The 25230-nt window shown below is 68.1% G+C and carries 24 protein-coding genes and 4 pseudogenes; 8 read left to right on the top strand and 20 right to left on the bottom strand.

What is annotated here, in order from left to right:
• Window positions 1-148: 148 nt before the first annotated feature.
• The 7 genes and pseudogenes from BN4332_RS01075 to BN4332_RS01045 all read right to left on the bottom strand — a co-directional run.
• A pseudogene (locus BN4332_RS01075) lies at window positions 149-577 on the bottom strand (DUF4081 domain-containing protein); the annotation flags it as partial.
• Between the two features lie 55 nt (window positions 578-632).
• A complete protein-coding gene (gene ispG / locus BN4332_RS01070; RefSeq protein WP_066896381.1) occupies window positions 633-1769 on the bottom strand; it encodes a flavodoxin-dependent (E)-4-hydroxy-3-methylbut-2-enyl-diphosphate synthase in 1137 nt (378 codons plus the stop codon).
• A 31-nt stretch (window positions 1770-1800) separates the two neighbouring features.
• Window positions 1801-3021, bottom strand: coding sequence for a M50 family metallopeptidase (locus BN4332_RS01065; protein WP_066896377.1), 1221 nt, complete (start codon window positions 3019-3021; stop codon window positions 1801-1803).
• Window positions 3018-4199: a 1-deoxy-D-xylulose-5-phosphate reductoisomerase gene (dxr, locus tag BN4332_RS01060; protein WP_066896374.1), complete on the bottom strand. Its 1182-nt coding sequence runs from the start codon at window positions 4197-4199 to the stop codon at window positions 3018-3020. The genes BN4332_RS01065 and dxr overlap by 4 nt, the downstream gene beginning before the upstream one ends.
• A gap of 50 nt (window positions 4200-4249) precedes the next feature.
• A complete protein-coding gene (locus tag BN4332_RS01055) occupies window positions 4250-5068 on the bottom strand; it encodes a DUF4097 family beta strand repeat-containing protein (RefSeq protein ID WP_066896371.1) in 819 nt (272 codons plus the stop codon).
• 23 nt (window positions 5069-5091) lie between these two features.
• A complete protein-coding gene (locus tag BN4332_RS01050; RefSeq protein ID WP_066896368.1) occupies window positions 5092-5592 on the bottom strand; it encodes a histidine kinase in 501 nt (166 codons plus the stop codon).
• A gap of 56 nt (window positions 5593-5648) precedes the next feature.
• On the bottom strand, window positions 5649-6518 hold the full coding sequence (locus tag BN4332_RS01045; protein WP_066896366.1) for a TIGR03619 family F420-dependent LLM class oxidoreductase: 870 nt from the start codon (window positions 6516-6518) through the stop codon (window positions 5649-5651).
• 50 nt (window positions 6519-6568) lie between these two features.
• Between BN4332_RS01045 and BN4332_RS01040 the strand changes: the two genes are divergently transcribed.
• Window positions 6569-7903 carry a cryptochrome/photolyase family protein gene (locus BN4332_RS01040; RefSeq protein WP_066896363.1) on the top strand — a complete coding sequence of 445 codons (1335 nt, stop codon included), beginning with the start codon at window positions 6569-6571 and terminating at the stop codon, window positions 7901-7903.
• An 87-nt stretch (window positions 7904-7990) separates the two neighbouring features.
• The gene (locus BN4332_RS01035; RefSeq protein ID WP_066896359.1) at window positions 7991-8245 is read left to right on the top strand and encodes a DUF2631 domain-containing protein; all 255 of its coding nucleotides are present in this window, start codon (window positions 7991-7993) and stop codon (window positions 8243-8245) included.
• A gap of 22 nt (window positions 8246-8267) precedes the next feature.
• Here the strand turns inward: BN4332_RS01035 and BN4332_RS01030 are convergent, their stop codons facing one another.
• Together BN4332_RS01030 and BN4332_RS01025 are read right to left on the bottom strand one after the other, a co-directional pair.
• The gene (locus BN4332_RS01030; RefSeq protein WP_066896356.1) at window positions 8268-9134 is read right to left on the bottom strand and encodes an acyl-CoA thioesterase; all 867 of its coding nucleotides are present in this window, start codon (window positions 9132-9134) and stop codon (window positions 8268-8270) included.
• Window positions 9134-9748, bottom strand: a complete 615-nt coding sequence (locus BN4332_RS01025) for a hypothetical protein (protein WP_160110790.1) — start codon at window positions 9746-9748, stop codon at window positions 9134-9136. The genes BN4332_RS01030 and BN4332_RS01025 overlap by 1 nt, the downstream gene beginning before the upstream one ends.
• Window positions 9749-9958: 210 nt before the next feature.
• Between BN4332_RS01025 and BN4332_RS34030 the strand changes: the two are divergent.
• A pseudogene (locus BN4332_RS34030) lies at window positions 9959-10243 on the top strand (DUF427 domain-containing protein); the annotation flags it as partial.
• Window positions 10244-10246: 3 nt separating this feature from the next.
• Here BN4332_RS34030 and BN4332_RS01015 read toward each other — a convergent pair.
• A pseudogene (locus BN4332_RS01015) lies at window positions 10247-11380 on the bottom strand (MinD/ParA family ATP-binding protein); the annotation flags it as partial.
• A gap of 35 nt (window positions 11381-11415) precedes the next feature.
• Window positions 11416-11964 (bottom strand): annotated as a pseudogene (locus tag BN4332_RS35310) (GNAT family N-acetyltransferase); the annotation flags it as partial.
• Window positions 11965-12123: 159 nt separating this feature from the next.
• Between BN4332_RS35310 and BN4332_RS01005 the strand changes: the two are divergent.
• Together BN4332_RS01005 and BN4332_RS01000 are read left to right on the top strand one after the other, a co-directional pair.
• A complete protein-coding gene (locus BN4332_RS01005; protein ID WP_066896350.1) occupies window positions 12124-12831 on the top strand; it encodes a DUF427 domain-containing protein in 708 nt (235 codons plus the stop codon).
• A 38-nt stretch (window positions 12832-12869) separates the two neighbouring features.
• Complete coding sequence (locus BN4332_RS01000; RefSeq protein ID WP_066896349.1) at window positions 12870-13343, top strand: polyketide cyclase; 474 nt, start codon at window positions 12870-12872, stop codon at window positions 13341-13343.
• Between the two features lie 20 nt (window positions 13344-13363).
• Here BN4332_RS01000 and BN4332_RS00995 read toward each other — a convergent pair whose 3' ends face one another.
• The 8 genes from BN4332_RS00995 to BN4332_RS00960 all read right to left on the bottom strand — a co-directional run bounded on the left by BN4332_RS00995 (window position 13364) and on the right by BN4332_RS00960 (window position 21518).
• Complete coding sequence (locus tag BN4332_RS00995) at window positions 13364-14614, bottom strand: MinD/ParA family ATP-binding protein (RefSeq protein ID WP_066896346.1); 1251 nt, start codon at window positions 14612-14614, stop codon at window positions 13364-13366.
• Between the two features lie 186 nt (window positions 14615-14800).
• Window positions 14801-15568: an alpha/beta hydrolase gene (locus BN4332_RS00990; protein WP_066896343.1), complete on the bottom strand. Its 768-nt coding sequence runs from the start codon at window positions 15566-15568 to the stop codon at window positions 14801-14803.
• 3 nt (window positions 15569-15571) lie between these two features.
• Window positions 15572-17080 (bottom strand): flavin-containing monooxygenase, encoded by a 1509-nt coding sequence (locus tag BN4332_RS00985; RefSeq protein WP_435405141.1) that lies wholly within the window; start codon window positions 17078-17080, stop codon window positions 15572-15574.
• Window positions 17081-17085: 5 nt separating this feature from the next.
• Complete coding sequence (locus tag BN4332_RS00980) at window positions 17086-17790, bottom strand: SDR family NAD(P)-dependent oxidoreductase (protein ID WP_235653987.1); 705 nt, start codon at window positions 17788-17790, stop codon at window positions 17086-17088.
• 26 nt (window positions 17791-17816) lie between these two features.
• Window positions 17817-18599 carry an HpcH/HpaI aldolase family protein gene (locus BN4332_RS00975; protein WP_066896333.1) on the bottom strand — a complete coding sequence of 261 codons (783 nt, stop codon included), beginning with the start codon at window positions 18597-18599 and terminating at the stop codon, window positions 17817-17819.
• Window positions 18596-19564: a zinc-binding dehydrogenase gene (locus BN4332_RS00970; protein WP_066896330.1), complete on the bottom strand. Its 969-nt coding sequence runs from the start codon at window positions 19562-19564 to the stop codon at window positions 18596-18598. The genes BN4332_RS00975 and BN4332_RS00970 overlap by 4 nt, the downstream gene beginning before the upstream one ends.
• Window position 19565: 1 nt before the next feature.
• Window positions 19566-20804, bottom strand: coding sequence for a cytochrome P450 (locus BN4332_RS00965; protein ID WP_066896327.1), 1239 nt, complete (start codon window positions 20802-20804; stop codon window positions 19566-19568).
• 9 nt (window positions 20805-20813) lie between these two features.
• Window positions 20814-21518 carry an NIPSNAP family protein gene (locus BN4332_RS00960; protein WP_066896324.1) on the bottom strand — a complete coding sequence of 235 codons (705 nt, stop codon included), beginning with the start codon at window positions 21516-21518 and terminating at the stop codon, window positions 20814-20816.
• A gap of 76 nt (window positions 21519-21594) precedes the next feature.
• On the opposite strand from BN4332_RS00960, the gene BN4332_RS00955 reads away from it, so the two are divergent.
• On the top strand, window positions 21595-22455 hold the full coding sequence (locus BN4332_RS00955; protein ID WP_066896321.1) for an SMP-30/gluconolactonase/LRE family protein: 861 nt from the start codon (window positions 21595-21597) through the stop codon (window positions 22453-22455).
• A gap of 24 nt (window positions 22456-22479) precedes the next feature.
• On the top strand, window positions 22480-23301 hold the full coding sequence (locus BN4332_RS00950; RefSeq protein ID WP_066896318.1) for a thioesterase family protein: 822 nt from the start codon (window positions 22480-22482) through the stop codon (window positions 23299-23301).
• A 32-nt stretch (window positions 23302-23333) separates the two neighbouring features.
• Here BN4332_RS00950 and BN4332_RS00945 read toward each other — a convergent pair whose 3' ends face one another.
• Window positions 23334-24590: a cytochrome P450 gene (locus tag BN4332_RS00945; protein ID WP_066896315.1), complete on the bottom strand. Its 1257-nt coding sequence runs from the start codon at window positions 24588-24590 to the stop codon at window positions 23334-23336.
• An 88-nt stretch (window positions 24591-24678) separates the two neighbouring features.
• On the opposite strand from BN4332_RS00945, the gene BN4332_RS00940 reads away from it, so the two are divergent.
• The gene (locus BN4332_RS00940) at window positions 24679-25215 is read left to right on the top strand and encodes a TetR/AcrR family transcriptional regulator (protein WP_066896312.1); all 537 of its coding nucleotides are present in this window, start codon (window positions 24679-24681) and stop codon (window positions 25213-25215) included.
• The last annotated feature ends 15 nt before the right edge of the window (window positions 25216-25230 follow it).

The raw sequence follows: 25230 nt of genomic DNA, 5'->3' as shown, positions 1-25230 counted from the left end.
TCGCCGATCCGGACAAGGAGATCTATCGGCAGTTCGGCGTCGAGTCCGGTCGTCGGGCGCTACTCGACCCCCGCGCCTGGCCCGCGATCATCCGCGGCAGCCTGCTGACCGTGGCCGGCCGCTTTCGCGCACCGGCCGGCAANACCGCCGGGTCGATCATCGAGTACGGCATGGAGCTCAGCGCCATGAGCGGCTGCTGCTCCCGGATATCGCGGGCCGCACCCCACACCGTTTCCAGCCGCCGCCACATGGGCAGCACCAACTCGGCCCGGCCGACCAGCGAGGAGCAGCGCCGCGCGGTACTCATCGCCTTGTCGGAGAACGCCTTCAGGTCCTCGGCGTCCCCACGCAGCGGGATCAGGTTCGGCCCGGCGTAACACAGTGACTGGGCGACACCGCGCCTGGTCCAGAGCTCCCCGCCGATCGCGCCGGGTTCGACGCCGAACTCGGCGACGCGGGCGGCCACCATGCACGACCCGACCGGATCCTCGTCGAACACCTGCAGACACGGTGTGGCGTCACGCACCACGGAAACTCGCCGCTCGTCGACGAGGCGGAACAGTGGCGGTGCCGACATGGACAATTCTCTCTGCTCAAGCCGAGGCTGGGTGACCCCGCTCACAGGGCCGTTATCAGCTTACGGTCACCACTGGCGAACCGCTCGGATGATCGGACCCGTCTGTTTCGGCCGCCAGCCGCATCGCCTCTTCGATCAGCGTCTCGACGATCTGCGCCTCGGGGACGGTCTTGATCACCTCGCCCTTGACGAAGATCTGGCCTTTGCCGTTGCCGGAGGCCACGCCGAGATCTGCCTCGCGGGCCTCGCCCGGGCCATTGACCACACAGCCCATCACCGCCACCCGCAGCGGGACGTCGAGACCGTCCAGGCCGGCGCTGACGGCGTTGGCCAGGGTGTAGACATCGACCTGGGCCCGGCCGCAGGACGGGCAGGACACGATCTCGAGACCGCGTGGCCGCAGGTTCAGCGACTCCAGGATCTGGTTGCCGACCTTGACCTCCTCGGCCGGCGGCGCCGACAACGACACCCGGATGGTGTCGCCGATGCCCTGCGACAGCAACGCCCCGAACGCCACGGCGGACTTGATGGTGCCCTGGAACGCCGGCCCCGCCTCGGTGACGCCGAGGTGCAGCGGATAGTCGCATTGCGCGGCCAGCTGCCGGTACGCCTCGACCATGATCACCGGATCGTTGTGCTTGACGCTGATCTTGATGTCGCCGTAGCCGTGCTCCTCGAACAGCGAGGCCTCCCACAGCGCCGACTCGACGAGGGCCTCGGGCGTGGCCTTGCCGTACTTCTTGAGCAACCGGGGGTCCAGCGAGCCCGCGTTGACGCCGATGCGGATCGGGATGCCCGCGTCGCCGGCGGCCTTGGCCACCTCCTTGACCCGGCCGTCGAACTCCTTGATGTTGCCCGGGTTGACACGCACCGCGGCGCATCCGGCATCGATCGCGGCGAAGATGTACTTGGGCTGGAAGTGAATGTCGGCGATCACCGGGATCTGGCTGTGCCGGGCGATCTCGGCGAGCGCGTCGGCGTCCTCCTGGCGGGGGCAGGCCACCCGGACGATGTCACAGCCCGACGCGGTCAGCTCGGCGATCTGCTGGAGCGTCGAGTTCACGTCGTGGGTCTTGGTGGTGCACATGGACTGCACCGCGATGGGGTGGTCGCTGCCCACGCCGACACCGCCCACGTCGAGCTGACGGGTCTTGCGCCGCGGCGCCAGCGTGGGCGCCGGGGCCTCGGGCATTCCCAGACCGATGGAAGTCACGGAGTTCCTCCTATTGGAAGATGCTGAGTGGATTGACCAGGTCTGCGGTGACGGTCAGCAGCATGTAGCTGACGACGACCAGTAACACCACATACGTGGCCGGCATGAGCTTGAGGTAGTTGACGGGGGCTCCGGCCACTTTGCCGCGGGCCGCCCGGATCATGTTGCGGATCTTCTCGTAGGTCGCGACCGCGATATGGCCGCCGTCGAACGGCAGCAGCGGCACCAGGTTGACCGCGCCGAGCACAAAGTTCAACTGCGCCAGGAAGAACCAGAACGCCACCCACAGCCCGGCCTCGACCGTCTCGCCGCCGATGATGCTGGCTCCGACCACACTGATCGGGGTCTCCTTGTCGCGCTCACCGCCACCGATCGCCTCGACCAGCGCACCGATCTTGGTCGGGATCTTGGCCAGCGACTTGCCCAGTTCGACGGCCAGATCACCGGTGAACGCGAACGTCGCGGGCACCGCGGTGATCGGGTTGTACGGCGTCGGGGGCTGAACTTTCACCGCACTCACGCCGATCGCGCCGACCGTGACCGGCTCCTTCGCGTCGGTGCTGGTGAAGCGCTGCGTCTGGGTGACGTCGACGGTGGTGGTGATGGTCTGGCCGTCACGCTTGAGCTCGATGGGCACCGGGCCGTCGAGTTTGCGGATCGCCGCGGCCATCTCTGAGAAATCGGAGACCTCGGTGTCTCCGACCTTGACGATCTCGTCGCCTGCCTGGATACCCGCCAGGGCCGCGGGCCCCGGACCCGTGCACTCCTCCATCTTGTCGATACTCAGTTGCGCTGCGACACAACCGGTTTCGCCGACGATCGCGGTGGTGGGCTGACTGATGTTGGGCAGACCCCAGGCGATCGCGATGCCGTAGAGCAGCACCAGGCCGATGATGAAGTTCATCCCGGGTCCGGCGAACAGCACCGCGACCCGCTTCCACACCTTCTGCTTGTACATCGCGTACGGCCGGTCCTCGGGCGCGATCTCGTCGACCGAGGTCATGCCCGCGATGTCGCAGAACCCGCCCAGCGGGATCGCCTTGATGCCGTATTCGGTCTCCCCCAGCTTGTTGGGGCGCCGGGTCGACCACAAGGTGGGACCGAAGCCCACGAAGTAGCGGCGCACCTTCATCCCGGTGGCCCGCGCCACCCACATGTGCCCGCACTCGTGCAAGGCCACCGAAACCAGGATGGCCAGCGCGAACAGCGCGACGCCGATAACGAACATCATTTGGTGAGGAGCCCTTTTCTGACGGATTTCTGCTCGACGGTGCGCCGGGCCGCATCCTTGGCCCAGCGCTGCGCGTCGAGTACGTCTTCCACGGTAGCGGGTTCGGCGGCCCACTGGTCGGCAGCGTGCAACACCTCACCCACGGTGTCGACGATCGCCGGGAACGGGATCCGCTCCGACAGGAAGGCTTCCGCCGCCTCTTCGTTGGCCGCGTTGTACACCGCGGTCAGGCAGCCGCCGCGGGTTCCGGCCTCGGCCGCCAGCCGCACCGCGGGGAACACCTCGTTGTCCAGCGGCAGGAATTCCCAGGTGGAGGCGGTGGTGAAGTCGCAGGCCAGGGCCGCGCCGGGGATCCGGTCGGGCCAGCCCAGGGCCAACGCGATCGGCAGTTTCATGTCCGGCGGGCTGGCCTGCGCCAGCGTCGAACCGTCGGTGAAGGTGGCCATCGAGTGCACGATCGACTGCGGATGGACGACCACCTCGATGCGGTCGTAGGGAATGCCGAACAGCAGGTGCGTCTCGATCAGCTCCAGGCCCTTGTTGACCAGTGTCGCCGAGTTCAGCGTGTTCATCGGGCCCATCGACCAGGTCGGATGCTTACCGGCCTGCTCGGGGGTGACCGACTCGAGGTCGGCCGCCGACCAGCCGAGGAACGGCCCGCCGGAAGCGGTCAGCACGATCTTGGCGACCTCGTCGGCGGTGCCGCCGCGCAGGCACTGCGCCATCGCGGAATGTTCGGAGTCGACCGGGACGATCTGGCCCGGTGCGGCCGCCTTGAGCACCAGTGGCCCGCCCGCCACCAGCGATTCCTTGTTGGCCAGAGCCAGTCGCGCGCCGGTGGCCAGCGCGGCCAGGGTCGGGGCCAGGGCCAGGGCGCCGACCAGGGCGTTGAGCACCACATCGGCCTCGGTGTCCTGGACCAGCCGGGTGACCGCGTCCGGGCCGGAGTAGGTCACCTCACCGACCTTCTCGGCGGCGGCCGGGTCGGCGACCGCAATGTTGGTGACGCCGGTGGCGGCGCGCTGGGCGGCGAGCAGATCCGGGTTGCCGCCGCCGGCCGCCAGGCCGACGACCTCGAACCGGTCGGGATTGGCGGCGATGACGTCGAGCGCCTGGGTACCGATCGATCCGGTGCTACCGAGGATCAGCACGCGCTGTCGCGCCGGGGAATCGCTCACGCGTCTATTGTGCCGCGCTGCCGGCGCCCGACCCAATCAGCGCATCCGCGCTAGGAGGACCGGTCAGCAGCCACCGGCCCGACGGCGCGACGCACCGAGATGTCTCCCGAGCCGGTGCGGGCGTGCACGATGAACGTCTCGTCGCCGGTGGCCGGGCCGTCCGAGGCTTGCAGGGCGTTGTCGACGGTGCCGGAGTGGGTCTTGAGCTCCAGCCGCGCCGCGGTGCCCTCGGGTATCCCGACCTCGACCTCGCCGCTGCCGGTCTGCGCCCTGAGCGCACCGGCGACCGCGACACCGATGGTGACCGAACCCGATGCGGTCTGATGCTTGAGGTTCCCGCGCAGGGTGCCGATCGCCAGGCTGCCGCTGGCCGCCTGGAATTTCGCGTCGCCGTCGATCCGGTCGATCGCCGCGTCGCCGGACGCCGTGGCGATCCGCGCGTCACCCACCACCTGACCGATGGTGATATCACCGGACGCGGTGTCCGCCTTGATGTTTCCGTTGACGTCGGCCACCCGCAGCGCCCCGCCGGCCGATGCGAAGCGGGAATCCGAATAGGTGCCGTCGGCATCGATGTCGGCCGATGCCGAGGACAGGTTGAGTCTCGAGCGCGACGGCAGCGCGATGTCGACACGGACGGCTCCCCCACGTCCCAACGACAGGATCTTCCTGCCGGCGGTCACCACGAGCGTGCCGTTGTGGAAATCGATCCGGGCCTGCTCGGCGGCGCGCACGTCCGAGGCGCGCTCGGGGTCGCGTGGCCGGATCTCGACGACGGTGTCGTCGCGGTCGGTGGCCGACAGGTGCACCGCACCGGCGACCACCTCGACGACGGCGGTGATGGGTTGGGGCGTATGGAAGGTGGGCATCGGATTCTCCTATCGGTTGGTTTTCAACGGACCCAGCCGCTGAAGGTCTTGTCGCCCGAGCCGGTGCGGCGAGCGGTGCCGCCGAGCGCCGCCGAGACGGCCCGGACCAGCCAGGCGTTCACCGAGACGCCGTCCCGGCGGGCGGCAGCCTCCACCCCGGGACGCAGGCCCTCCGGAAGCCGCAGCGACACCCGCCAGGTACCGCCGTCGTCGCTTTCGCGGCCGGCAGTAGCGAGTTCGGATCCGGGGATGTCCATGACGGGCGCCGCGGCCACCTCGGGTTCGGCGGGTTCGACCGTGAATTCGGGGTCCCGCCCGGACAGCCGGACATGGACGGATCCGGGCGCCAGTTCACGGGTGACCTGCTCGGCCGCCTCGGACAGCGCTTCGAGCAGGGCCAGTCGGAGCGCGGATTCGAGCGGGGCGGTCAATCGTTCGGCCAGCGCCTCGGCTTCGGCACCGCCCGCGGCGGCGGCGACACCGAGTTCGTGCCGGACCGAGTCGACATAGGGCTGCAAGTCCATGACGTCATGGTGACATCATTTTGATGTCACCGCAAGCGTCAAAGTGATGCGGGGAGTTAACCCACCTTCGCGATGATCGATTCCGCGAACCGCTCGATGGGCCCGCGGAACCGGCCGGCTCCCGTCTCACCGTTGGGCATGGTGAGCCAGGGCGCGCACATCACCGCGGTGATGCCTTGGTCCCGCGCCCGCTGGTACAGCTCCGGCGACGGCGGATCGAGCAACGCCAGGATGATTTCGAAGGGCTCGTGCTCCCGCCCGTAGTCGCGACGCAGTTCCGCGAGCCGGCCGGTGAAGCCGGTGGCCTGTTCGAGGGTGTAGGCGTAGCCGACCCAGCCGTCGCATGATCGCGCCGCGCGCCGCAACGCCGCCTCGGACTCACCACCGCACAGGATCGGCACCGGTCCCGGCGGATGCGGCTCGATCATCATCTCGGGCACCGAGTAGTAGTGGCCCGTATAGGACACCCAGCCGCCGCGCCACAACGCGCGCAGGGCCGGGATCATCTCGTCGAGCCGCTCGCCGCGAGTGTCGAAATCCTGGCCCATGAGTTCGAATTCCTCACGCATCCAGCCGACGCCGACCCCGAGGGACACTCGCCCGCCGGAGATCACCGCCGCCGTGGCCACCTGCTTGGCGACCTCCAGCAGTGGCCGCGCCGGCGCCACGTACACGGCGTTGGAGAACCGGAGCCGACGGGTGACGGCCGCCATCGCACCGATCAGGACCCACGAGTCGGGCCAGGCGGTCTCCGGCGCCCACGGTGGCCTGCCGGTCGCCGAATCCGGGTAGGGCGAGGACAACTCGCGTGGGTAGATCAGGTGGTCCGAGCACACCATGCCGTGGTAGCCGGCCTCGTCGAGCAATGGAGCCACCGCCAGCGCGTCGGCGGTGTCCAGGAACGCGGTGCCACTCCAGAACTGCATCTACCAACCTTTCTGGTGTCGTTCGGTGGATTCGTGGGCAGCATGAAGGGATGCCCACGCTCCTCTGGTTTCGGCGCGATCTGCGCTGCCACGACCACCCGGCCCTCTTGGAGGCCGCCGAACGGGACGGCGAGGTACTGGCCTGCTACGTATTGGATCCGCGGCTGGCGGCGTCCTCGGGGAGACGCCGGCTGCAGTATCTGTACCGAGCGCTGCACGACCTGTCCGACAGCCTGGGCGGGCGGTTGCTGGTCACCGGTGGCCGGCCCGAACAACGCATTCCGGAGCTCGCCCGCGCCGTCGGGGCTGCCGCCGTGCACATCACTCAGGACCACTCCCCGTTCGGCCGGCGACGCGACGAGCAGGTGGCCGAGGCCCTCCGCGATGTCCCACTGCGAGCTGCCGGCTCGCCCTATCTGGTGTCGCCGGGCCGGGTTCTCAAATCCGACGGCGCGCCGTATCAGGTGTTCACGCCGTTCTTCCGCGCGTGGCGTCAGCACGGCTGGCGACGGCCTGCGGATTCCGGTGCGGATTCGGCGCGCTGGATCGACCCGGCCGAGGTCGCTGATGATGTCCGCAACGCCGTCGATATTCCTTCTGCCACAAACGATCTGACGTTCGATGCCGGTGAGCGGGCGGCACTGGCGCAGTGGCGGCAATTCGTGACGGCCGATCTGGCGGAATACCCCGCACAGCGCGACCGCCCGGATCTCGACACCACCAGTCGCATGTCCGCACATCTCAAATTCGGCGCCATTCACCCACGGACGATGGCCGCCGACCTCGGCCGCGGCGACGAGGCCTACCTGCGGGAGCTGGCATTCCGGGATTTCTACGCCGCGGTGCTGCACCACTGGCCCGGCAGCGCGTGGTCGAACTGGAATCGCGATTTCGACGCCATCGAGGTGGATGAGGACGAGACCGCCCGGCAGGTGTTCGAGGCATGGAAGGCCGGCAGAACCGGCTTTCCGATCGTCGATGCCGGGATGCGTCAGCTGGCCGCGACCGGGTTCATGCACAACCGGGTCCGCATGATCGTGGCCTCGTTCCTGGTCAAGGATCTGCACCTGCCGTGGCAGTGGGGCGCTCGCTGGTTCCTCGACCAGTTGGTCGACGGCGACATGGCCAGCAATCAACACGGATGGCAGTGGGCCGCCGGCTGCGGCACCGACGCCGCGCCGTACTTCCGGGTGTTCAACCCGACGCTGCAGGGCGCGAAGTTCGACCCCGACGGCGACTACGTGCGGCGCTGGATCCCTGAGCTGGCCGGCGTCGACGATGTGCACAAGCTGGGTGCCGATCGACCCGCGGACTATCCGGAACCGATCGTCGACCACGCCGAAGAGCGAGTGGAGGCGCTGCGACGGTACCGCCGCCTGGGTTGACCCCCCAGGGCCCGCGTACGACGCAGCGTCGTATGTCAGAATGTCCGCAAGCCAAGCCTGAAGCCAGTTCGACCCGGAGGAGCAACCGTGGCCAGCACCGAAGTGGAGCGACACAGCGGCGTCGACGTCGAGGACGTCCCGTCCGCAGCGTGGGGCTGGTCCTACATGAGCCCCAAGGTCATCCAGATCGGCGGCCTGCTGTCGGCGGCGTTCCTGCTCGTCATGATGCGCGGCAACCACGTCGGCCATGTCGAGGAGTGGTTCCTCATCGGGTTCGCCGCGCTCATCGTCGCGGCGGTGGCCCGCGACTGGTGGCTGCGTCGCCGCGGCTGGATCCGGTAACCGCGTCCCTCTCACGCCGGCCCTACAACCGGGCCGGAACGTCGATGGCGGCGTCGGTCGGCCGCATCGCGCGGATCAGCCCTTCCTGGGCGAACGACGCCAACAGGTCACCATCCTCGGTGTGAACCTGGCCGCGGACATACGACATGCCCTGGCCGGCCGCCGTGCTCTCGTGGCTGTAGAGCAGCCACCCGTCCCACTCCGCCGGTTCGTGGAAGCTGACCGAGGTCGACATCAGCGCCGTGGACACCGTGGCGTGTGCCTGAGCCGTGCCGATGCCGCGGTGGGGCCGCATGGTGGTCGAAATGCCCAGTTGTCCGGTGAAGTACGCCAGCAGCGCCTTGGCGAGGTCATCGCGTTCGGGTATCGGGTCATATCGCAGCCAGGCACAGAGTTCGGGCGGCCCCACCTCGTCGGGATCGTTGACGTCGGCCACGCCGACCAATCGGAGTTCATGACCGGCAATCGATGGCGCGGCCGGCCGGGCATCGTCGGGTGTGTCGACATCGGGCCGCAACGCGTGGTGGCTGATCACTTCGCCGGACGGCACGTCGGCCAGCACCGTCACCGTGGCACACGGCCGGGAGCCCTGCCCGACAGTCACCACCGCAGCCGCCGTCGAACGACCCTCGTGAACCACCGTCAGCAGCAGGTCGACGGCGGAATCGATGTGAACGGGCCTGGTGAAGACGGCATGCGCCGAGCGAATGGCCTTGCCCGGGAATCGCTTTGCCGTTGCGACGATCGACTGCCCAAGCGCCTGCGCGCCCTTGGCCACGCGCCTGCCGTCGGTGCCGGCCGGGCCGGTCACCCCGGTGAACCGATCCGGCCCTGCTGGTGTCACGTCGAACACCTCCAGTAGACCGGCCACCGACACCTGTGCCGCCATCAACACCCCGGCACGAGGTCATCGTCGAGCGGGCCGGCGAGGCGCCCGCACCGGAACACGGTCTCCCCTGCCGCCGGAGCCTGGTCTGCGCCGAGCAGCACCAGAGCGCTGGCCTTGAAGGCCACCGCGGCGGCGCTCGGCCGATACCGGACCCGGTCCACTTGCCCGGCAAGGACTCCCGGAGCCCGCGCCCCGAAGAAGAGCACGGCCTCGCCCCGGTCGCGCAACCCGGCGAGGCCGTGATCGTCGGACCGGTCGGTGCTGATCACCGTCAGCGCGACGGCATCCGCTTGCGCAGACGGCCAGAGACCGTCCACGTCAACGGCTTTCGATCCGAGAATGCGCAGCGCACGGCAGTCGGCACAGCCCGACCCGCACCGGCCGGCGCACCGGCTGCCCGCCACCGACACCCGCCAGCCCGCCATCGCCCGGTCGAACAACCACCCACCGATACCCGACACCACACCGGCGACGTCGGCTGCCATCACGTTCAATCGGTATTGCAGCGTCTCGTCGGGCCGGACCCGCGACCGGGAGAACGGAATCGGGTGCGAAGCGACGCCGGGGGCGAGCACCTCGGACATCTGTGCGGACATTCCTGACTGTGGGGACATAGGGCATCCATTCCGGGTCCAGAGGGGCTGATCGGCCCGCACGTCTCGACTGGCGTCCTGCGGGGTAACCCGCCTCACTCAACAGCGTGACATTATCGAGAGAATCTGTAAAGCTTCTATCTAGACGCGACGATCGACGCACCGAGGCGCACCGGTGCGTGACGCAGTTGCGCCCACGTCCGGACGATCCGCCAAACGGGAGGTGCCGCAATGAGTCTCGTCGCAGGGCGGGGTCCGTTGAGTACACAGCCGGCCGGTTGGTTCACGCCTCCCCTGGCCGCCGCCCCCGTCTACATCGAGCCTCACCCGCGCCGCATCCAGGCAGTGCGCGGCGGTGTCACGTGCCTCGACACCGAACGCGCCCTGATGGTGCACCGCGCCGGTCATCCGCTCAGCTACGCCTTCCCGGACGATGAGATCGGCCACCTGCCACACGACCCAGTACCCGAGGCCCCGGGATATGCCGCGGTGCCGTGGGACGCCGTCGACACGTGGTTNGGCGGCGAGCTCGAGGGCCCGGCGCCGGTAGCCCGGCCGCAACAGGTCGAAGTGGATCTCGGTGCCCGCGGCGATGTGCTTGTCCCACGGCAGCACGAACACCCGGCCGGGGGCCACGTGCTTCTGGAATTGGTGCACCAGATCGCCGGTGTCCACGTTGGGTTTGCGCGGGCCGACGTGGTTGACCACGACGCAGGAGCGGCTCAACAGCTCCTGGTAGCCGTTGTGCCGCAGCCAGTCCATGGTCACCGCGGCCTGGCGGGCACCGTCGATCGAGGCACTGGCCACGATGACGGCACCCGACACCGTCGCCAGCACCCCGCGGGCCGCCGGGGCGAACATGTCGGCCGCGCAGTCGGCGAGGACGAGGTTGTAGTGCTTGGAGACCGCGCCGGTGGCGGCGTTCCAGTCGGCTTCGTTGAACGCCCGGGCCGCGCGGCTGTATTCGTCGCTGGACAGCACTTCGAGCTTGGACTCGTTCATGCTGGTGTAGGCCCGCACATCGTTGTAGCGCGACAGGTCTTTGGCGGCCAGCAGGTCGCCCACGGTCGCCGCGGATTGCCGTCCCGCCCGGTCGGCCAGATTGCCGCTGGCCGGATCGGCGTCGATGGCGAGGATGCGGTCGCCGCGCACGGCGCTGAGCACCGATCCGAGGGCCACGGTCACCGCGGTCTTGCCGACGCCTCCCTTCAGGCCGAAGACGCCGATCTGATACGACTCGCGTGCCGTGCGGCGCACCCTGGCGTACAGGTCCAGCTCGTACAGTTCGTCACGCGACAGCCCGAGGTTGACGCGGGTGGTCGCATAGACCGCGCGCCGCCAGCCGCGCCGCGGCTGCATCTTGACCGCGGAGCGCACGCCGACCCGGGCGAGGTTGTCGATTGCGCGCGGTTCGTCGGCCACCGTCGCCGGAAGCGGCTGCTCCAGGATCCAGCTGCCCGCCGAGGACGAGCCGTTGATCGGCGGAGGATCCGACCGTCCCGGCACCACCGGCAGCTTGGTGGTGATCTCAGCCGCGCCAGGAGCGGCGAAATTCGAGGTCAACACGACCGGCGGAGCCGAAACCCTGGAGTCGCCGTGCCGCGACCGTCCGCTGGGCAGCGCCGCCANGGACGGTCGACGAGCTGCTGACACAGGTCGCCGCCACAGAGCGCTGACGTTCCGCGCACTCAGTCCAGCAACACGGTGGCGAAGGTGCCCACCTGCTCGAAACCGATGCGGGCGTAGGTAGCCCGAGCCACGGTGTTGTAGCTGTTCACGTACAGGCTGGCGATGCGGCCCGAGGCCACCACCGCGGCCGCCAATGCCGCGGTCCCCGCGGTGCCCAGCCCGTGACCACGCCACTCGGGGTGCACCCACACGCCCTGGATCTGGCCGACCGCGGGTGACTGCGACCCGACCTCGGCCTTGAACACCACGCCCGCCCCGCACCGGCCGGCGCACCGGCTGCCCGCCACCGACACCCGCCAGCCCGCCATCGCCCGGTCGAACAACCACCCACCGATACCCGACACCACACCGGCGACGTCGGCTGCCATCACGTTCAATCGGTATTGCAGCGTCTCGTCGGGCCGGACCCGCGACCGGGAGAACGGAATCGGGTGCGAAGCGACGCCGGGGGCGAGCACCTCGGACATCTGTGCGGACATTCCTGACTGTGGGGACATAGGGCATCCATTCCGGGTCCAGAGGGGCTGATCGGCCCGCACGTCTCGACTGGCGTCCTGCGGGGTAACCCGCCTCACTCAACAGCGTGACATTATCGAGAGAATCTGTAAAGCTTCTATCTAGACGCGACGATCGACGCACCGAGGCGCACCGGTGCGTGACGCAGTTGCGCCCACGTCCGGACGATCCGCCAAACGGGAGGTGCCGCAATGAGTCTCGTCGCAGGGCGGGGTCCGTTGAGTACACAGCCGGCCGGTTGGTTCACGCCTCCCCTGGCCGCCGCCCCCGTCTACATCGAGCCTCACCCGCGCCGCATCCAGGCAGTGCGCGGCGGTGTCACGTGCCTCGACACCGAACGCGCCCTGATGGTGCACCGCGCCGGTCATCCGCTCAGCTACGCCTTCCCGGACGATGAGATCGGCCACCTGCCACACGACCCAGTACCCGAGGCCCCGGGATATGCCGCGGTGCCGTGGGACGCCGTCGACACGTGGTTCGAAGAGGGCCGCGAACTCGTGCACTATCCGCCCAATCCCTACCATCGCATCGACTGCCGCCCGACCCGCCGCGGTCTGCGGGTGACGGCCGCAGGCACCGTTCTCGTCGACACCGACGAAACCGTGATCGTGTTCGAGACGGCGCTGGAGCCGCGGCTCTATGTCGACCCGGCGCTGGTCCGCACTGAGCTGCTGCAGCCCAGCCGGACGACGTCGTACTGCAACTACAAGGGCACGGCCGACTATTGGTCGGCAGTCGTCGGCGAAACCGTCATCGTCGACGTGGCATGGAGCTACCCCGATCCGCTGCCGGAATCGCTGCCCATCCGGGGGCTCCTCAGCTTCGACGCGACGCGCGTGGACCTCCTCGCCGAACTTCCCGTGTCCGACACAGCCACCGCGTGCGGCTGCGACGTCTGACCGCGAAACCGCCACCCACAGAAGAAAGGCAAGCACTCTTGGGCATCGTGACCACCAGCTCGGAAACGGCATTCACCCAGTCCGCCGAGGAGGTCTACGACTTCGTCACCAACCCGGCCAACTGGGTCAAGACCTACCCGGGCAGCGCCCACATCGGCGGGCTGCCCGAACGGCTACCGCTACAGGTCGGCGACACCTGGACCGAGGCCGGTCCCGACGGGGCGCAGATCTACACCTGGCACCTGGCGATCGCCATGCGACCGCGCATGTGGGTGTTCAACTCGGTGGGCCGGCTCGGCCACGACGAGGATGGCAACGGCGGCATGGAAGGCCGCATCACCGTGCAGTACCAGTTCACCCGGCCCGGACATGACATCACGCTGTTCAGCCGCACCATGACCATCGAGGCCTACAAGGACTCCCCGCTGCCGGATGCCCTGTTCCGGGTGGTCAACCCGGCGAACATCGACAAATACCACGCCGCGGTCGCCCGGGAACTGGCGCTGGGCTGAGCGGCACCGCGGCCGAAAGTTCAAGCCAGCGGGGCGCCGCCCTCGAAGTCGTCCGACAGCGCGGCGGCGAGCTCGAGGGCCCGGCGCCGGTAGCCCGGCCGCAACAGGTCGAAGTGGATCTCGGTGCCCGCGGCGATGTGCTTGTCCCACGGCAGCACGAACACCCGGCCGGGGGCCACGTGCTTCTGGAATTGGTGCACCAGATCGCCGGTGTCCACGTTGGGTTTGCGCGGGCCGACGTGGTTGACCACGACGCAGGAGCGGCTCAACAGCTCCTGGTAGCCGTTGTGCCGCAGCCAGTCCATGGTCACCGCGGCCTGGCGGGCACCGTCGATCGAGGCACTGGCCACGATGACGGCACCCGACACCGTCGCCAGCACCCCGCGGGCCGCCGGGGCGAACATGTCGGCCGCGCAGTCGGCGAGGACGAGGTTGTAGTGCTTGGAGACCGCGCCGGTGGCGGCGTTCCAGTCGGCTTCGTTGAACGCCCGGGCCGCGCGGCTGTATTCGTCGCTGGACAGCACTTCGAGCTTGGACTCGTTCATGCTGGTGTAGGCCCGCACATCGTTGTAGCGCGACAGGTCTTTGGCGGCCAGCAGGTCGCCCACGGTCGCCGCGGATTGCCGTCCCGCCCGGTCGGCCAGATTGCCGCTGGCCGGATCGGCGTCGATGGCGAGGATGCGGTCGCCGCGCACGGCGCTGAGCACCGATCCGAGGGCCACGGTCACCGCGGTCTTGCCGACGCCTCCCTTCAGGCCGAAGACGCCGATCTGATACGACTCGCGTGCCGTGCGGCGCACCCTGGCGTACAGGTCCAGCTCGTACAGTTCGTCACGCGACAGCCCGAGGTTGACGCGGGTGGTCGCATAGACCGCGCGCCGCCAGCCGCGCCGCGGCTGCATCTTGACCGCGGAGCGCACGCCGACCCGGGCGAGGTTGTCGATTGCGCGCGGTTCGTCGGCCACCGTCGCCGGAAGCGGCTGCTCCAGGATCCAGCTGCCCGCCGAGGACGAGCCGTTGATCGGCGGAGGATCCGACCGTCCCGGCACCACCGGCAGCTTGGTGGTGATCTCAGCCGCGCCAGGAGCGGCGAAATTCGAGGTCAACACGACCGGCGGAGCCGAAACCCTGGAGTCGCCGTGCCGCGACCGTCCGTTGGGCAGCGCCGCCACCGGGCCGCCGAGCAGCGCGTCGAGCCCGCCGTAGGACATCGGGTCCCTGGCGTGTTTGGGATCTCTGGAGTACGTAAGCCGGTCGTCGTCGGCCGACATAGATACCTCTCAATCGCTCACTCGCTCCCGACGCATCCGGCTGGATCCCCGGGTGTGCCCCCGACACCGCCGCAGTCATCGTCGCACCGGCCGCACCGACTGTCCGCGCGAGTTTCACTTGCAATAGTTCTGCATTATTGCCCACAACGTCGATCACAACCACCGCCGAGCTGATCAGCTACCGCGTCATCCATGCAGCGCGCGCCGCATCGCCGCACCTTGGAGGGCAAAGAGCTGTTGGCTGACCTCCCACTCCGGAAGCAGCGAATCGAATCCGTGACAGGTCCCCGGAAACAGATGGAGTTCGGTGGCAACACCATCCGCCAGCAGCCGACGGGAATAGTCGAGCGCCTCGTCGCGCAGTGGATCGAGTTCCGAGCAGGTGATCAGGGCCGGCGCCACACCGGCCAGGCTCGCCGCCCGCNCGGGCGGCGCTGAGCCCGGGGCGGCGTGTTGGGCCAGCAGGGCGGCCAGCGCGCCGCCGGCGCTGCTTCCCGCCACCGCGATGCGTTCCACGTCGATGTCGAGGTCCGCGGCCAGGGTGGCCGCCCAGTTGAGGACCACCATCGCATCGTCGAACGCGGCCGGATACGGGTATTCGGGTGCCAGCCGGTAGTCCATCGAGATCACCGTGCAGCGAGCCCGCCGGGCCAGCTCCACACATTGCAGCTGATCGGTGTCGAGGTTGCCCAGCACGAAGGCTCCCGAATGGCAGTAGATCACCGCGGGCGACGGGGTGGGCCCGCCCCGGTAGATGCGTACCGGGATGCTGCGCCGGCCGAGGGCCACGCGGGCCCCGATGATCTCCACGCCAGGGGTGTCCAGCGTCTGTGCGGCCTCCCGGCGACGCTGATCGAGCGAGGTCCGCACCACCCCCAACTGATCGGCGCTCAGATCGGTGCGGGCCTCGGCGAAGCCGCGCAATGCCGGATCGAGGCGTTCGAGCCAGGACACGACTCAGCCATCCGTTCGTTCGGTGGCCGCGGTAACCGGATCCGGCTGGATGGCGGGCGGGTCGAAGGTGTACTCGGCGGCTCGGAATCGCCGCGTCATCGACCAGAACGCGCGGGCGCTGCGCGGCCATTGGGTGACCACCCGGCCGCTGGGCGCCCGGAAGTAGCTGCTGCACCGGGTCAGCCACACCGTGCCCTGCATCCACCGGTCGATGTCGGCAAGGTAGGCGGCCATGGTGTCGGGGCGCACCGCCACGTATGACTTATGTTTGCGCCGTAGATGTTTGAGGGCCTTCACCACATAGCGGGCCTGTGCTTCCAGGATGAAGATGACGCTGTTGGAGCCGACGTTGGTGTTGGGGCCGTAGAGCATGAAGAAGTTCGGGAAGCCGGGCACGCTCATTCCCAGATACGCGAATGCTCCCTCGCTCCAGGTGTCCCGCAGCAAGACTCCACCCTCACCGGTCACGTCGATCTGTCCAAGATAGTCGGCGGCCGCGTAGCCGGTGGCGCACACCACCACATCGACGTCGAGTTCGCGGCCGTCCTCGGTGACCAGACCCCGTGACCGCAGTGCCCGCGCTGGACTGGACACCACCTCGACGTTGGGCCGGGTCAGTGTCGCGATGAAGTCGGGTGAGAACACCAGGCGCTTGCAGCCCAGCGGATGGTCCGGGGTGAGCCGGGCCCGCAATTCCTCGTCGGCGACGGTCGATTCGAGGAGATTGAGCGCGATCGCCTTGAACTCCTGGGTCTTGTCGCTGCCGTTCTCGATGACGGCGATGTTGGACTCGCTGCGCAGCCACAACCGGGTCCGGTAGATCTTCTTCGCCAGTGGTATGTGGGCGAACAGCCACCGTTCGCGCTCGGTATAGGGCCGGTCCGGCTTGGGCAGCACCCAGGTCGGCGAACGCTGCACCGAATACACCTTCTCGGCCACCTTGGCGATCTCCGGAACCACCTGGGACGCAGTCGATCCGGTTCCGAGGACGGCCACCCGGGCCCCACCGAGCACGACGTCGTGGTCCCAGTTCGCGGTGTGCATGACCGTGCCGTCGAACGGCTCCTCCGGCTCGAGATCCGGTTGCACCGGCTGGGTGAACAGGCCGATCGCCGATATCACGATGTCGAATCGGTGCTCGGCCCCGGAGGCGGTGGTCAGGGTCCAACTGTTGGTTGCCGGATCCCAACGCGCCGCGGTGATCTCGGTGTTGAGCATCAGGTGCGGGCCGAGCCGGTACCGCTCGGCGCACCGTTCGAAATACTCCAGGATCTCGGGTTGTCCGGCCCACAGCCGGCTCCACCCGGCGTTGAGTTCGAACGAGTACGAGTACAGGTGCGATTTCACGTCACAGGCCAGGCCCGGGTACGTGTTGATCCGCCACGTGCCGCCGACCCCGTCCTCCCGGTCGAAGATCGTGAAGCCCTCGAAACCGGCTTTTCTCAGCAAGATTCCGAGCGCCAACCCACCCGGGCCGGCGCCGATGATCCCGACCGTCGGTGAAGGGGCCATCCGCCCTAACCGATCTGCAAACATTGGCCACCGTCGACCAGAAGTTCCGACCCGGTGATGAACGTCGCCTGCTCCGACAGCAGAAACGCCACGGCGTCGGCGATTTCGGCCGGCCGGCCGAGCCGGCCCAGGGTCGCTCGTTCCATCAGCCGGACCTGGGTCGACGCGTCGAGCATCGGTGTCTCGACCGGCCCGGGCAACACCGCGTTCACCCGGATCCCGTCACGGCTCAATTCGGCGGCGGCCAGGTGGGTGAGCCCGCGCAGCGCCCATTTCGACGAGCCGTAGGCCGCGTGGTGCGGGAACGGGCGTACGGCGCCGGTGCTGCAGGTGTTCACCACGGCGGCGCCGTCGGCTCGCCGCAACGGCTCGAGTGCCGCCTGCAGGCCCAGGAACGGCCCCAGACAGTTGACCCGCCACGCGTTCTCGAACCCGGCCGCGGTCTCCTCGGCGATCGAGGCACGGTGCAGCACACCGGCATTGTTCACCAGCGCGTTGAGCCCGTCGAACCGCTCGACCGTGGCCCGCACCGCGGCCTGCCACTGCTCGGCGCAGGTCACGTCCAGCTCGACGGCGAGCACCCGGTCACCGAATTCGGCTGTGCTGGAGGAAAGTTCATCGACTAGCAGATCACCGGCGGTCACTCGGTAGCCGTCGGTCACCAATCGGCGAACTATCGCCGCGCCCTGGCCGCGGGCGGCACCGGTCACGAGTGCGACCCGCCCAACTCCTGTGTTCAGTTGTAGCCTCCTCGTTCGGTTCCGCTCGCCTGTCCGCTGGCCTCATTGAGATGTTCGATGGCACCGCGACGCAGCGCCTGAGACTCCGAGGCCAGGGTGATCATCCGAAAGCCCAATTCGGCCACGGCGTTTCCGAGCCGTCCCGCGCCGGCATGGATTCCGGCGACCAGACCGGCGGCGTCGGCGGCATCCTTGACGGCAACCATCGCCGCCCGCACCTCGGGGTGGGTCCAGGCGTCCGCGGGCTGCTGCCCCATCGAGATCGCCAGATCCGCCGGGCCGACGTAGACGCCGGTGAGGCCGGGTACCGCGCAGATCTGCTCGGCCGCGGCCAGACCCGCCGCCGTCTCGATCATCGCGAAGACACTCACCCTGGCTTCCAGCCCGGCGGTGTCGAGCCCCAGGCTCGGCCGGAGCGGACCGAAGCTGCGGACCCCGGCGGGGGCATATCGGGTGGCGGCGACCGCCGCGGCGGCTTGATCGGCGGATTCCACCATGGCGATGATCACCGCATCGGCACCGGCGTCGAGCACCCGACCGATCGGCGCGGGATCGGCCGAAGGCAATCGCACGGCCGTGGCGATCGGCACCTGCTCGAGCCGGCGGAGCAGCAGGGCCACGTCGGTGTCGTCGAGATACCCGTGTTGCACGTCGAACCCGACGTAGTGATATCCGGCTGCCGCGAACTCTTCCGGGCCGATGATCGTGGGCCCGACCACCCAGCCGCCAAAGATCCGGGGTTCGGCGGCCAGCGCGTCCTGCAATCTGCTGCGGCTCATCGGGTGATCGCGATCTTGACGCGCTCGGGCAGCGGACGGCACGCGAATTCGAAGGCGGCCTGCACCTCATTTGAGCCGAAGGTGTGTGTGACGTAGCCGGGCAACAGGTCGGGGTGTTCGCGGGCGAATTCGTCGGCCCGCCGCAGGACCCGTTGACGGTCCAGTGTGACACCGGATTTCAGCGTGAGATTGTTTCGCAGCATGGTGCGCATGCTGATCGGATAACTGTCGTCATCGGGCACGCCGAAGTAGAACACCGTGCCACCGAAGGCAGCGGCCTCCAACGCGTGGTTGAGTGTCGCCACCTGATGGCCGACCGCCTCGATGACAACGTCGGGCCTGCCGGTGGTGCCCAGATGGCGGACCCACCGGTCGCTGGTGGCCCGTACCGCGTCGTCGACCCCGAACCGAGTGGCGATCCCGGCGCGATCGACCGGATCCACCCCGGTCACCCGAATCGCCCCTGAAGCCTTTGCCACGTAGCAGAACAGCAGGCCGATCGAGCCCTGTCCGATGACCGCGACATGGCTGCCCGACAGATCCGGCAGCTGCTCGACGGCATACAGGACGCATGCCAGCGGTTGCAGGCCGACGGCCAGTTGGGGTGTCAGCGCCGGATCGTAGGACGCCAGCCCGGCGCCGTCGGCGATCACACGGCCCATCAGCCCGTCGAATCCCGAGGCCCAGCCCACCACCCGCTCCCCCGGCCGGTGATCCGGATGCCGGCTGGCCAGCACCTCCCCGACGATCTCGTGGATCGGGAAGCCGTTCATCTCCGCCGCCCGGCGACCGATGTCTCCGGGCAGCTTGCCCTGGGTGCCGCGGAATCCCGGGAGATCACTACCGCAGATGCCGGCGGCGAGGAAGTCGAGCAGGACCTGGCCCTCGCCAAGGGATTCCGGCGAGGGCTCGGCGATGTCGGTGCGTTCGAACGTGAACGGTGCCACGAGGCGGTAGCACCACATGTCATACCTCCACCGGGATGTTGTTCCAGCCCCACTGGAAACTCGACGGCGGCCGGGAGGCCGCGGCCTCGTCGATGTGGTACTCCGGGACGCGTTTGAGCCACTCCTGGATCATGATGGTGATCTCCAACCGCGCCACGTGCACCCCGAGGCAGAAATGCTGGCCATGACCGAACGACAGCAGGCGTTCGATCGGCCGGTTCCACACGAAATCGTCCGGATCGTCGTACTCCCGTTCGTCTCGAGCGGCCGAGGCCAGCAGGGTGATGACGCGTTGACCGGGATTCATGGTGGTGCCGTGGATGGTGTAGGGCCGCCGCACCGTGCGGGCGAACCATTGCGCGGGTGCGCTGTGGCGGATGATCTCCTCCCGGGCAATCGGCACGTTGGCCTCGAGATCGGCACGCACCGCGGCCAATTGCTCAGGGTGACGCAGCAATTGCCACAGCCCGGTCGCGGTGATCTTCGGGACCGTTTCAGTGCCTCCGATGAACACACCCAACATCTGCACGGCGGCTTCCATGTCGCCGAGGGCCGAGCCGTCGGGTAGCCGGTGCGCGATCAGACTGTCGGCGATCGGCACGCTGCCATCGGACCCCTCGGCGCGCCGGCGCTCGATGATCGGGGTGAGATAGGACAGATAGCCCGGCCGGGCGTTACCGACCTCGACTCCCTCTCCCGGTTGCGCCAGGCTGCCCGCATTGACCGTCGCGAGCACGTCCGGAGCCAGATCGACCGGTAGTCCGACGAATTCGCACACCATCGCGGCCGCGACGATGCCGCCGTAATCCTGGGTCAGGTCGAACCTTCCGAGCGGCAGCAGCTCGTCGAGGCGCTCGTTGGCCAGGGTCCGGATGCGGTCGGCCAGCTTGGCCGCCGACCGCGGCCGGAACTGGGCCGAGGTACACCGCCGGACGTCCTCGTAGATCGGCGAGTCGAAGTTGGCGTGGAATGGCATGGGGTGCAACGGCGGATCGGACACCGGACCGTCGTTGCGGTGGGCCAGGACGTTGGCGGCGGGCAAGGTCCCCTCGGATGCGACGAATGTTCCGTCGTTGACCCCGAGCACTTCCCAGATGTCGCCGAAGCGGGACAGCGCATAGGTGTCCCACTTGTCGATGTAGTACACCGGGTACTCGTCGCGCAGGATGCGGTAGTACGGCAGCGGATTCGCCATCACGTCCGGATCGAACGGATCGTAGGTGAAGTCCCGCAACACAGGCTGTTTCGTCGTATCCATGGCTCGCCCCTACTTCAGCGGTGACGGCGGCAGGGCGCAGAGGATCGAATCCTCCCAGCCGTCACGAAGCGCGGGTGCCACGCTCATCCAGGTGACGATCTCCGCGGGCGGATTGCCCTTCCAGGAGGGGTAGTGGTTCTCGAAGCAGTCCCAATCGTCGTCGAGCGCCCAGTAGTGGATCACCTCGTTGAACCGAAAGGTCGTGATGAACGAGCCGAGCCACCGCTTGCCGGTGTTCTCCGACCACGGCACGTAGAGGCGCTCGAGTTCGCGGATGTAATCGTCCTGGCGCCCGGGCTTGGTCTGCATGATCTCCTGGATCACCAGGCCGGCACCGAAGTTCGCCTCTTTCAGCTGGGCCAGGGTCCGGTTGTACTTGCCGGCGTACATGATTCGCCCCTCGCCGCGGGCGCCGATCTCGGACAGGTACGCGGCCCACTGCAGCGCCTGCTTCTCGTGACTGCCGCCGAGCGCCTGCGCCCTGCCGATCCGGGCATAGTCGGCGAACGCGTCGATCTCCCAGATGATCGTCACCTGCGGCCAATGACCGTTGTAGGGCGTGGTCTCCCAGATCGCGAACAGCCGCGCGCCCAGGTCCTCCATCATCGGCCGATAGAGATCACCGAAAGGTGCGCTGAACTGATCGGTTCGGCCGGACCCCAGATCGATGGTCTCGTGCAGATACAGCAGCGTGTGCCCGTAGAACTTCTTCATCTACCGCGCTCCGGTGGTTGACAGTGACACCCGGTGAGCGTGACACTTGTCGCGTGTTTTGTAAAGGCGCGCAGGGATGACGGCGGGAACCGAACAAACCGGGACAACCGAACTGGCACACGGCTTCTGTTTCGGTGAGGGCCCACGGTGGTTCGAAGGTCTGCTCTGGTTCTCCGACATGCTCGGCGAGGCCGTGCACACGGTCAACCTGTCCGGGTCGATGACGACCCTTCACGTGCCCGGGCATTCCCCGTCCGGGCTGGGATTTCGGCCCGACGGCACGCTGCTGATCGTATCCACCCAGCGGCGTCAGGTACTGCGCTATGACGGCGACACCATCGAGTTGCTGGCCGATCTCAGTGATCTGGTTCCCGCCGCGCTCGGCGACATGGTGGTCGACGAGGTCGGCCGGGCCTATGTCGGGTCACAGGCCCGGACCAACGGGACGATCGTGCGCATCGACCCGGACGGCACCGCGGTCGTCGCCGCCGAGCATCTCGATTTTCCCAACGGGATGGCCATCACCCCGGACGGCTCCACACTGATCGTCGCGGAGTCCACCGCACGCCGCTTGACCGCGTTCACGGTCTCCCCTGACGGCGGCTTGACCGGCCGTCGGGTGTTCGCCGATGGCCTCGACGGGCCTCCCGACGGCATCGCGATCGACGCCGAAGGCGGCGTGTGGGTGGCGTTGACCCTGGCGCAGGAATTCCACCGTCTCGCGTCAGACGGTTCTGCGGTGACCGACCGCGTCGATGCCGATGGGCGCATCGCGATCGCGTGTGCGCTCGGCGGCGTCGAGGGGCGGACCCTGTTCCTGGTCACCACGACCGACGCCTATCCGGAGCGGCTGATCGGCACCAAGCTGTCGCGGGTAGAGGCACTGATGGTCGAAATCCCCGCACCGGGCGTCCACGACGCGCATCACCATCACTGACGGCCACCACCCCGAACGGTAGAGATGTCTGACTCTTACTACGACCTGATCGCCGAGACCGACCCGCTCGGCGAGAGGTTCCGCGCCACCGACATGGCACGCGGCACCTGGTCGGCCACGATCCAGCACGGCGCCCCGGTGTCGGCGCTGTTGGTGCGCGCCCTCGAACGCTGCGAGCATCGCCCCGACACCCGGTTGAGCCGCGTGGCCGTCGATCTGATGGGTGGCGTGCCGTCCGAGGGTGATCTGTGGGTGCGGGCTCAGCTCGAACGACCGGGCAAGCAGATCGAACTGGTCAGCGCCGAGATGCTGGCCGCCGGCCCCGATGGCGAGCCTCGCGTGGTGGCACGGGCCGGCGGTTGGCGGATGTCGCAGCTGGACACCACCGCCGTGGCCCGCTCCGGCGCCGAACCAATGCCCCCGCTTGAGCAGGCCCGCAGCCACGACATGGCCAAGAACTGGGAGCCCAACTACGTACACAGCGTGGATTGGCGCTGGCTGACCGTGCCGCAGGCGCCCGGCGCGGGCGAATCGTGGCTGCGGCCGACGGTCGATGTGGTCAAGGGCGAGCCGATGACACCGTTGCAGCGGTTGTTCGCCGTCGCCGACGACGCCAACGGCATCGGCTCCAAGATCGACATTCGCAAGTGGACGTTCCTGAACACCGATCTGGTGGTGCACATCCATCGCGTGCCCGACGGGGAGTGGATCGGCATCCGCGCCGATACCCATTACGGTCCGGATGGCATCGGCGCGACGGTGGGAACGTTGTTCGACGAGTCCGGCGCGGTCGGCGCCATCCAGCAATCGGTACTGGTGCGTCCCCGCCCGCCCAAGACTTCCTAGCGCGAGGCCCCGGCCGGCGCCATTCGGCCGCGCTACCGAATGTGTGCCGGCACGCGCTTGATGCCGTGCACGAAACTGCTGTACAGCAGTTCCGGCTCACCGAATTCGATGGTCTTGAGCCGAGTCAGCAACTCGCGGAACAGATGTCGCAACTCGGTCTTGGCCAGTTGATTCCCGAGGCAGAAGTGCGGACCTCCACCGCCGAATCCGATCTGCGGGTTGGGCGAACGGCTCAGGTCGAACAGTTGCGGATCGGCGAACACCGACTCGTCGCGGTTGGCCGAGCAGTAGAACAGGCCCACCTTGTCCCCCGCGCTGATCTGCTGGCCGGCCAGTTCGACGCCTTCGGTGGCGTGTCGGGCGAACTGGATCACCGGAGTGGCCCATCGCACGAACTCCTCGGTGGCCAGGCCGATGCGGTTGTCGAAATCCTCCAGCAGCCAGTCCTTTTGGTCGGGATGGGCGGCGAGCGCCATCATCGCGTGGGTGGTGGTCTGCTTGGTGGTGTCGTTGCCGGCCGAGGCCAACAGGATCAGAAACGCCCCGATCTCCTCATCGGTGAGCCGGTGACCGTCGACTTCGGCGTTGACGATGCTGGTCATCAGGTCGTCGCCCGGATTGGCCCGCCGGAACTTGGCCAACTCCACCCCGGTGCTTGAGATCAGCATGATCTCGTTGATGGTGGCCATGGCACGTTCCTCGAGCGAGGAGTACTCGTCATCGCTCATGCTGAACAGTTTTTCGGCGGCCTTGGCCAGCGCCGGCTGATCAGCAGCGGGTACGCCGAGCATGTCGGAGATGGTCCGCATCGGCAGTTGTGCCGAGCAGGCCTCGACGAAGTCGACGTCCCCGGCACCGATCAGGTCGTCGACGATGGCGACCGCGTTGGCGTGGATCTGCTCCTCGATCTTGCGGACATTGCGCGGGGTGAACGCCGAGCTGATCAGGCGCCGGTAGGTGGTGTGCTCGGGGGGATCCATCATCAGGAAGAACGTGGCGAATTTCTGTACGTCGGCGGGCATCGGATCGAGTGCGACGCCCCGGGTCGAGGTGAACAGCTCGGGGTGCTGGCTGACGAACTGGATGTCGGCGCGCCGGGTCACCGCCCAGAATCCCGGCTCCTCGACATCGAACAGCGTCGACAGCGGCTGATGCCAGCTCAGGCCATCACCGGCCCGCAACTGAGCGAACGTCTCGTCGCGTTCGGCGAAGGGCCGGCTCCAGAATTCGTGTGAGGTGATGTCGACTGGGCTGTATTCGCGTGCCTGCGGTGAGCTGGCAACTGTCACGGGTATTCCCTCCTGAACGGGCGTCAGACGACTGTGTCGAGCCACGAAATAGCGTGACAGTTACGCGATAGTTTGTAAAGCTGGGGGCATGGCGCGAACAACGGCCCCGGACTACGAGAGCAGTACGCGTGAGCGAATCTTGGCCGCCACCGCGGAGGTGTTGGGCGCCAACGGGATGACCAAACTCAGCCTGTCCGAGGTGGCGTCGCAGGCCCGGGTGTCCCGCCCAACGCTGTATCGCTGGTTCGCCTCCAAGCAGGACCTGCTCGATGCGTTCGTGGTCTGGGAGCGCAAGTACTACGAGCAGGCCGTCGCGCAGGCCTCCGCCGGCCTCCCCGACGACGAACACCTCGACGCGGCGCTGCGGACGGTGGTCGAGTACCAACAGTCCTACCCGGGGCTGCGAATGGTCGACATCGAACCCGAACACGTCATCCGGCGGCTCGCCCAGGTCATCCCATTGATGCGGGAACGCCTGCAACGACTGACAACCGGAGCCGATGCCGATATCGCCGCGGCCACCGCCGTCCGGGTCGCGGTCTGCCACTATTTGGTACGCAGCGACGACGCCGACGACTTTCTCGCGCAACTGCGCCACGCTGCCGGAGTGAAGCATCAACACTGACCAGGGCATTTCACA

The organism is Mycolicibacterium houstonense (genome assembly GCF_900078665.2).
In the GTDB taxonomy this organism is placed as follows: Bacteria; Actinomycetota; Actinomycetes; order Mycobacteriales; family Mycobacteriaceae; genus Mycobacterium; species Mycobacterium houstonense.
The sequence above is the reverse complement of the archived record's forward strand: the minus strand, read 5'-3'. Positions and strand labels throughout refer to the sequence as shown.

What these genes read in the sequence shown, in the direction of transcription:
- ispG (WP_066896381.1), bottom strand. Translation starts at nt 1,769, where the DNA reads ATGCCCGAGGCCCCGGCGCCCACGCTGGCGCCGCGGCGCAAGACCCGT.
- BN4332_RS01065 (WP_066896377.1), bottom strand. Translation starts at nt 3,021, where the DNA reads ATGATGTTCGTTATCGGCGTCGCGCTGTTCGCGCTGGCCATCCTGGTT.
- BN4332_RS01055 (WP_066896371.1), bottom strand. Translation starts at nt 5,068, where the DNA reads ATGCCCACCTTCCATACGCCCCAACCCATCACCGCCGTCGTCGAGGTG.
- BN4332_RS01050 (WP_066896368.1), bottom strand. Translation starts at nt 5,592, where the DNA reads ATGGACTTGCAGCCCTATGTCGACTCGGTCCGGCACGAACTCGGTGTC.
- BN4332_RS01045 (WP_066896366.1), bottom strand. Translation starts at nt 6,518, where the DNA reads ATGCAGTTCTGGAGTGGCACCGCGTTCCTGGACACCGCCGACGCGCTG.
- BN4332_RS01040 (WP_066896363.1), top strand. Translation starts at nt 6,569, where the DNA reads ATGCCCACGCTCCTCTGGTTTCGGCGCGATCTGCGCTGCCACGACCAC.
- BN4332_RS01030 (WP_066896356.1), bottom strand. Translation starts at nt 9,134, where the DNA reads ATGGCGGCACAGGTGTCGGTGGCCGGTCTACTGGAGGTGTTCGACGTG.
- BN4332_RS01025 (WP_160110790.1), bottom strand. Translation starts at nt 9,748, where the DNA reads ATGTCCCCACAGTCAGGAATGTCCGCACAGATGTCCGAGGTGCTCGCC.
- BN4332_RS01005 (WP_066896350.1), top strand. Translation starts at nt 12,124, where the DNA reads ATGAGTCTCGTCGCAGGGCGGGGTCCGTTGAGTACACAGCCGGCCGGT.
- BN4332_RS00995 (WP_066896346.1), bottom strand. Translation starts at nt 14,614, where the DNA reads ATGTCGGCCGACGACGACCGGCTTACGTACTCCAGAGATCCCAAACAC.
- BN4332_RS00985 (WP_435405141.1), bottom strand. Translation starts at nt 17,080, where the DNA reads ATGGCCCCTTCACCGACGGTCGGGATCATCGGCGCCGGCCCGGGTGGG.
- BN4332_RS00975 (WP_066896333.1), bottom strand. Translation starts at nt 18,599, where the DNA reads ATGAGCCGCAGCAGATTGCAGGACGCGCTGGCCGCCGAACCCCGGATC.
- BN4332_RS00970 (WP_066896330.1), bottom strand. Translation starts at nt 19,564, where the DNA reads ATGTGGTGCTACCGCCTCGTGGCACCGTTCACGTTCGAACGCACCGAC.
- BN4332_RS00965 (WP_066896327.1), bottom strand. Translation starts at nt 20,804, where the DNA reads ATGGATACGACGAAACAGCCTGTGTTGCGGGACTTCACCTACGATCCG.
- BN4332_RS00960 (WP_066896324.1), bottom strand. Translation starts at nt 21,518, where the DNA reads ATGAAGAAGTTCTACGGGCACACGCTGCTGTATCTGCACGAGACCATC.
- BN4332_RS00955 (WP_066896321.1), top strand. Translation starts at nt 21,595, where the DNA reads ATGACGGCGGGAACCGAACAAACCGGGACAACCGAACTGGCACACGGC.
- BN4332_RS00950 (WP_066896318.1), top strand. Translation starts at nt 22,480, where the DNA reads ATGTCTGACTCTTACTACGACCTGATCGCCGAGACCGACCCGCTCGGC.
- BN4332_RS00940 (WP_066896312.1), top strand. Translation starts at nt 24,679, where the DNA reads ATGGCGCGAACAACGGCCCCGGACTACGAGAGCAGTACGCGTGAGCGA.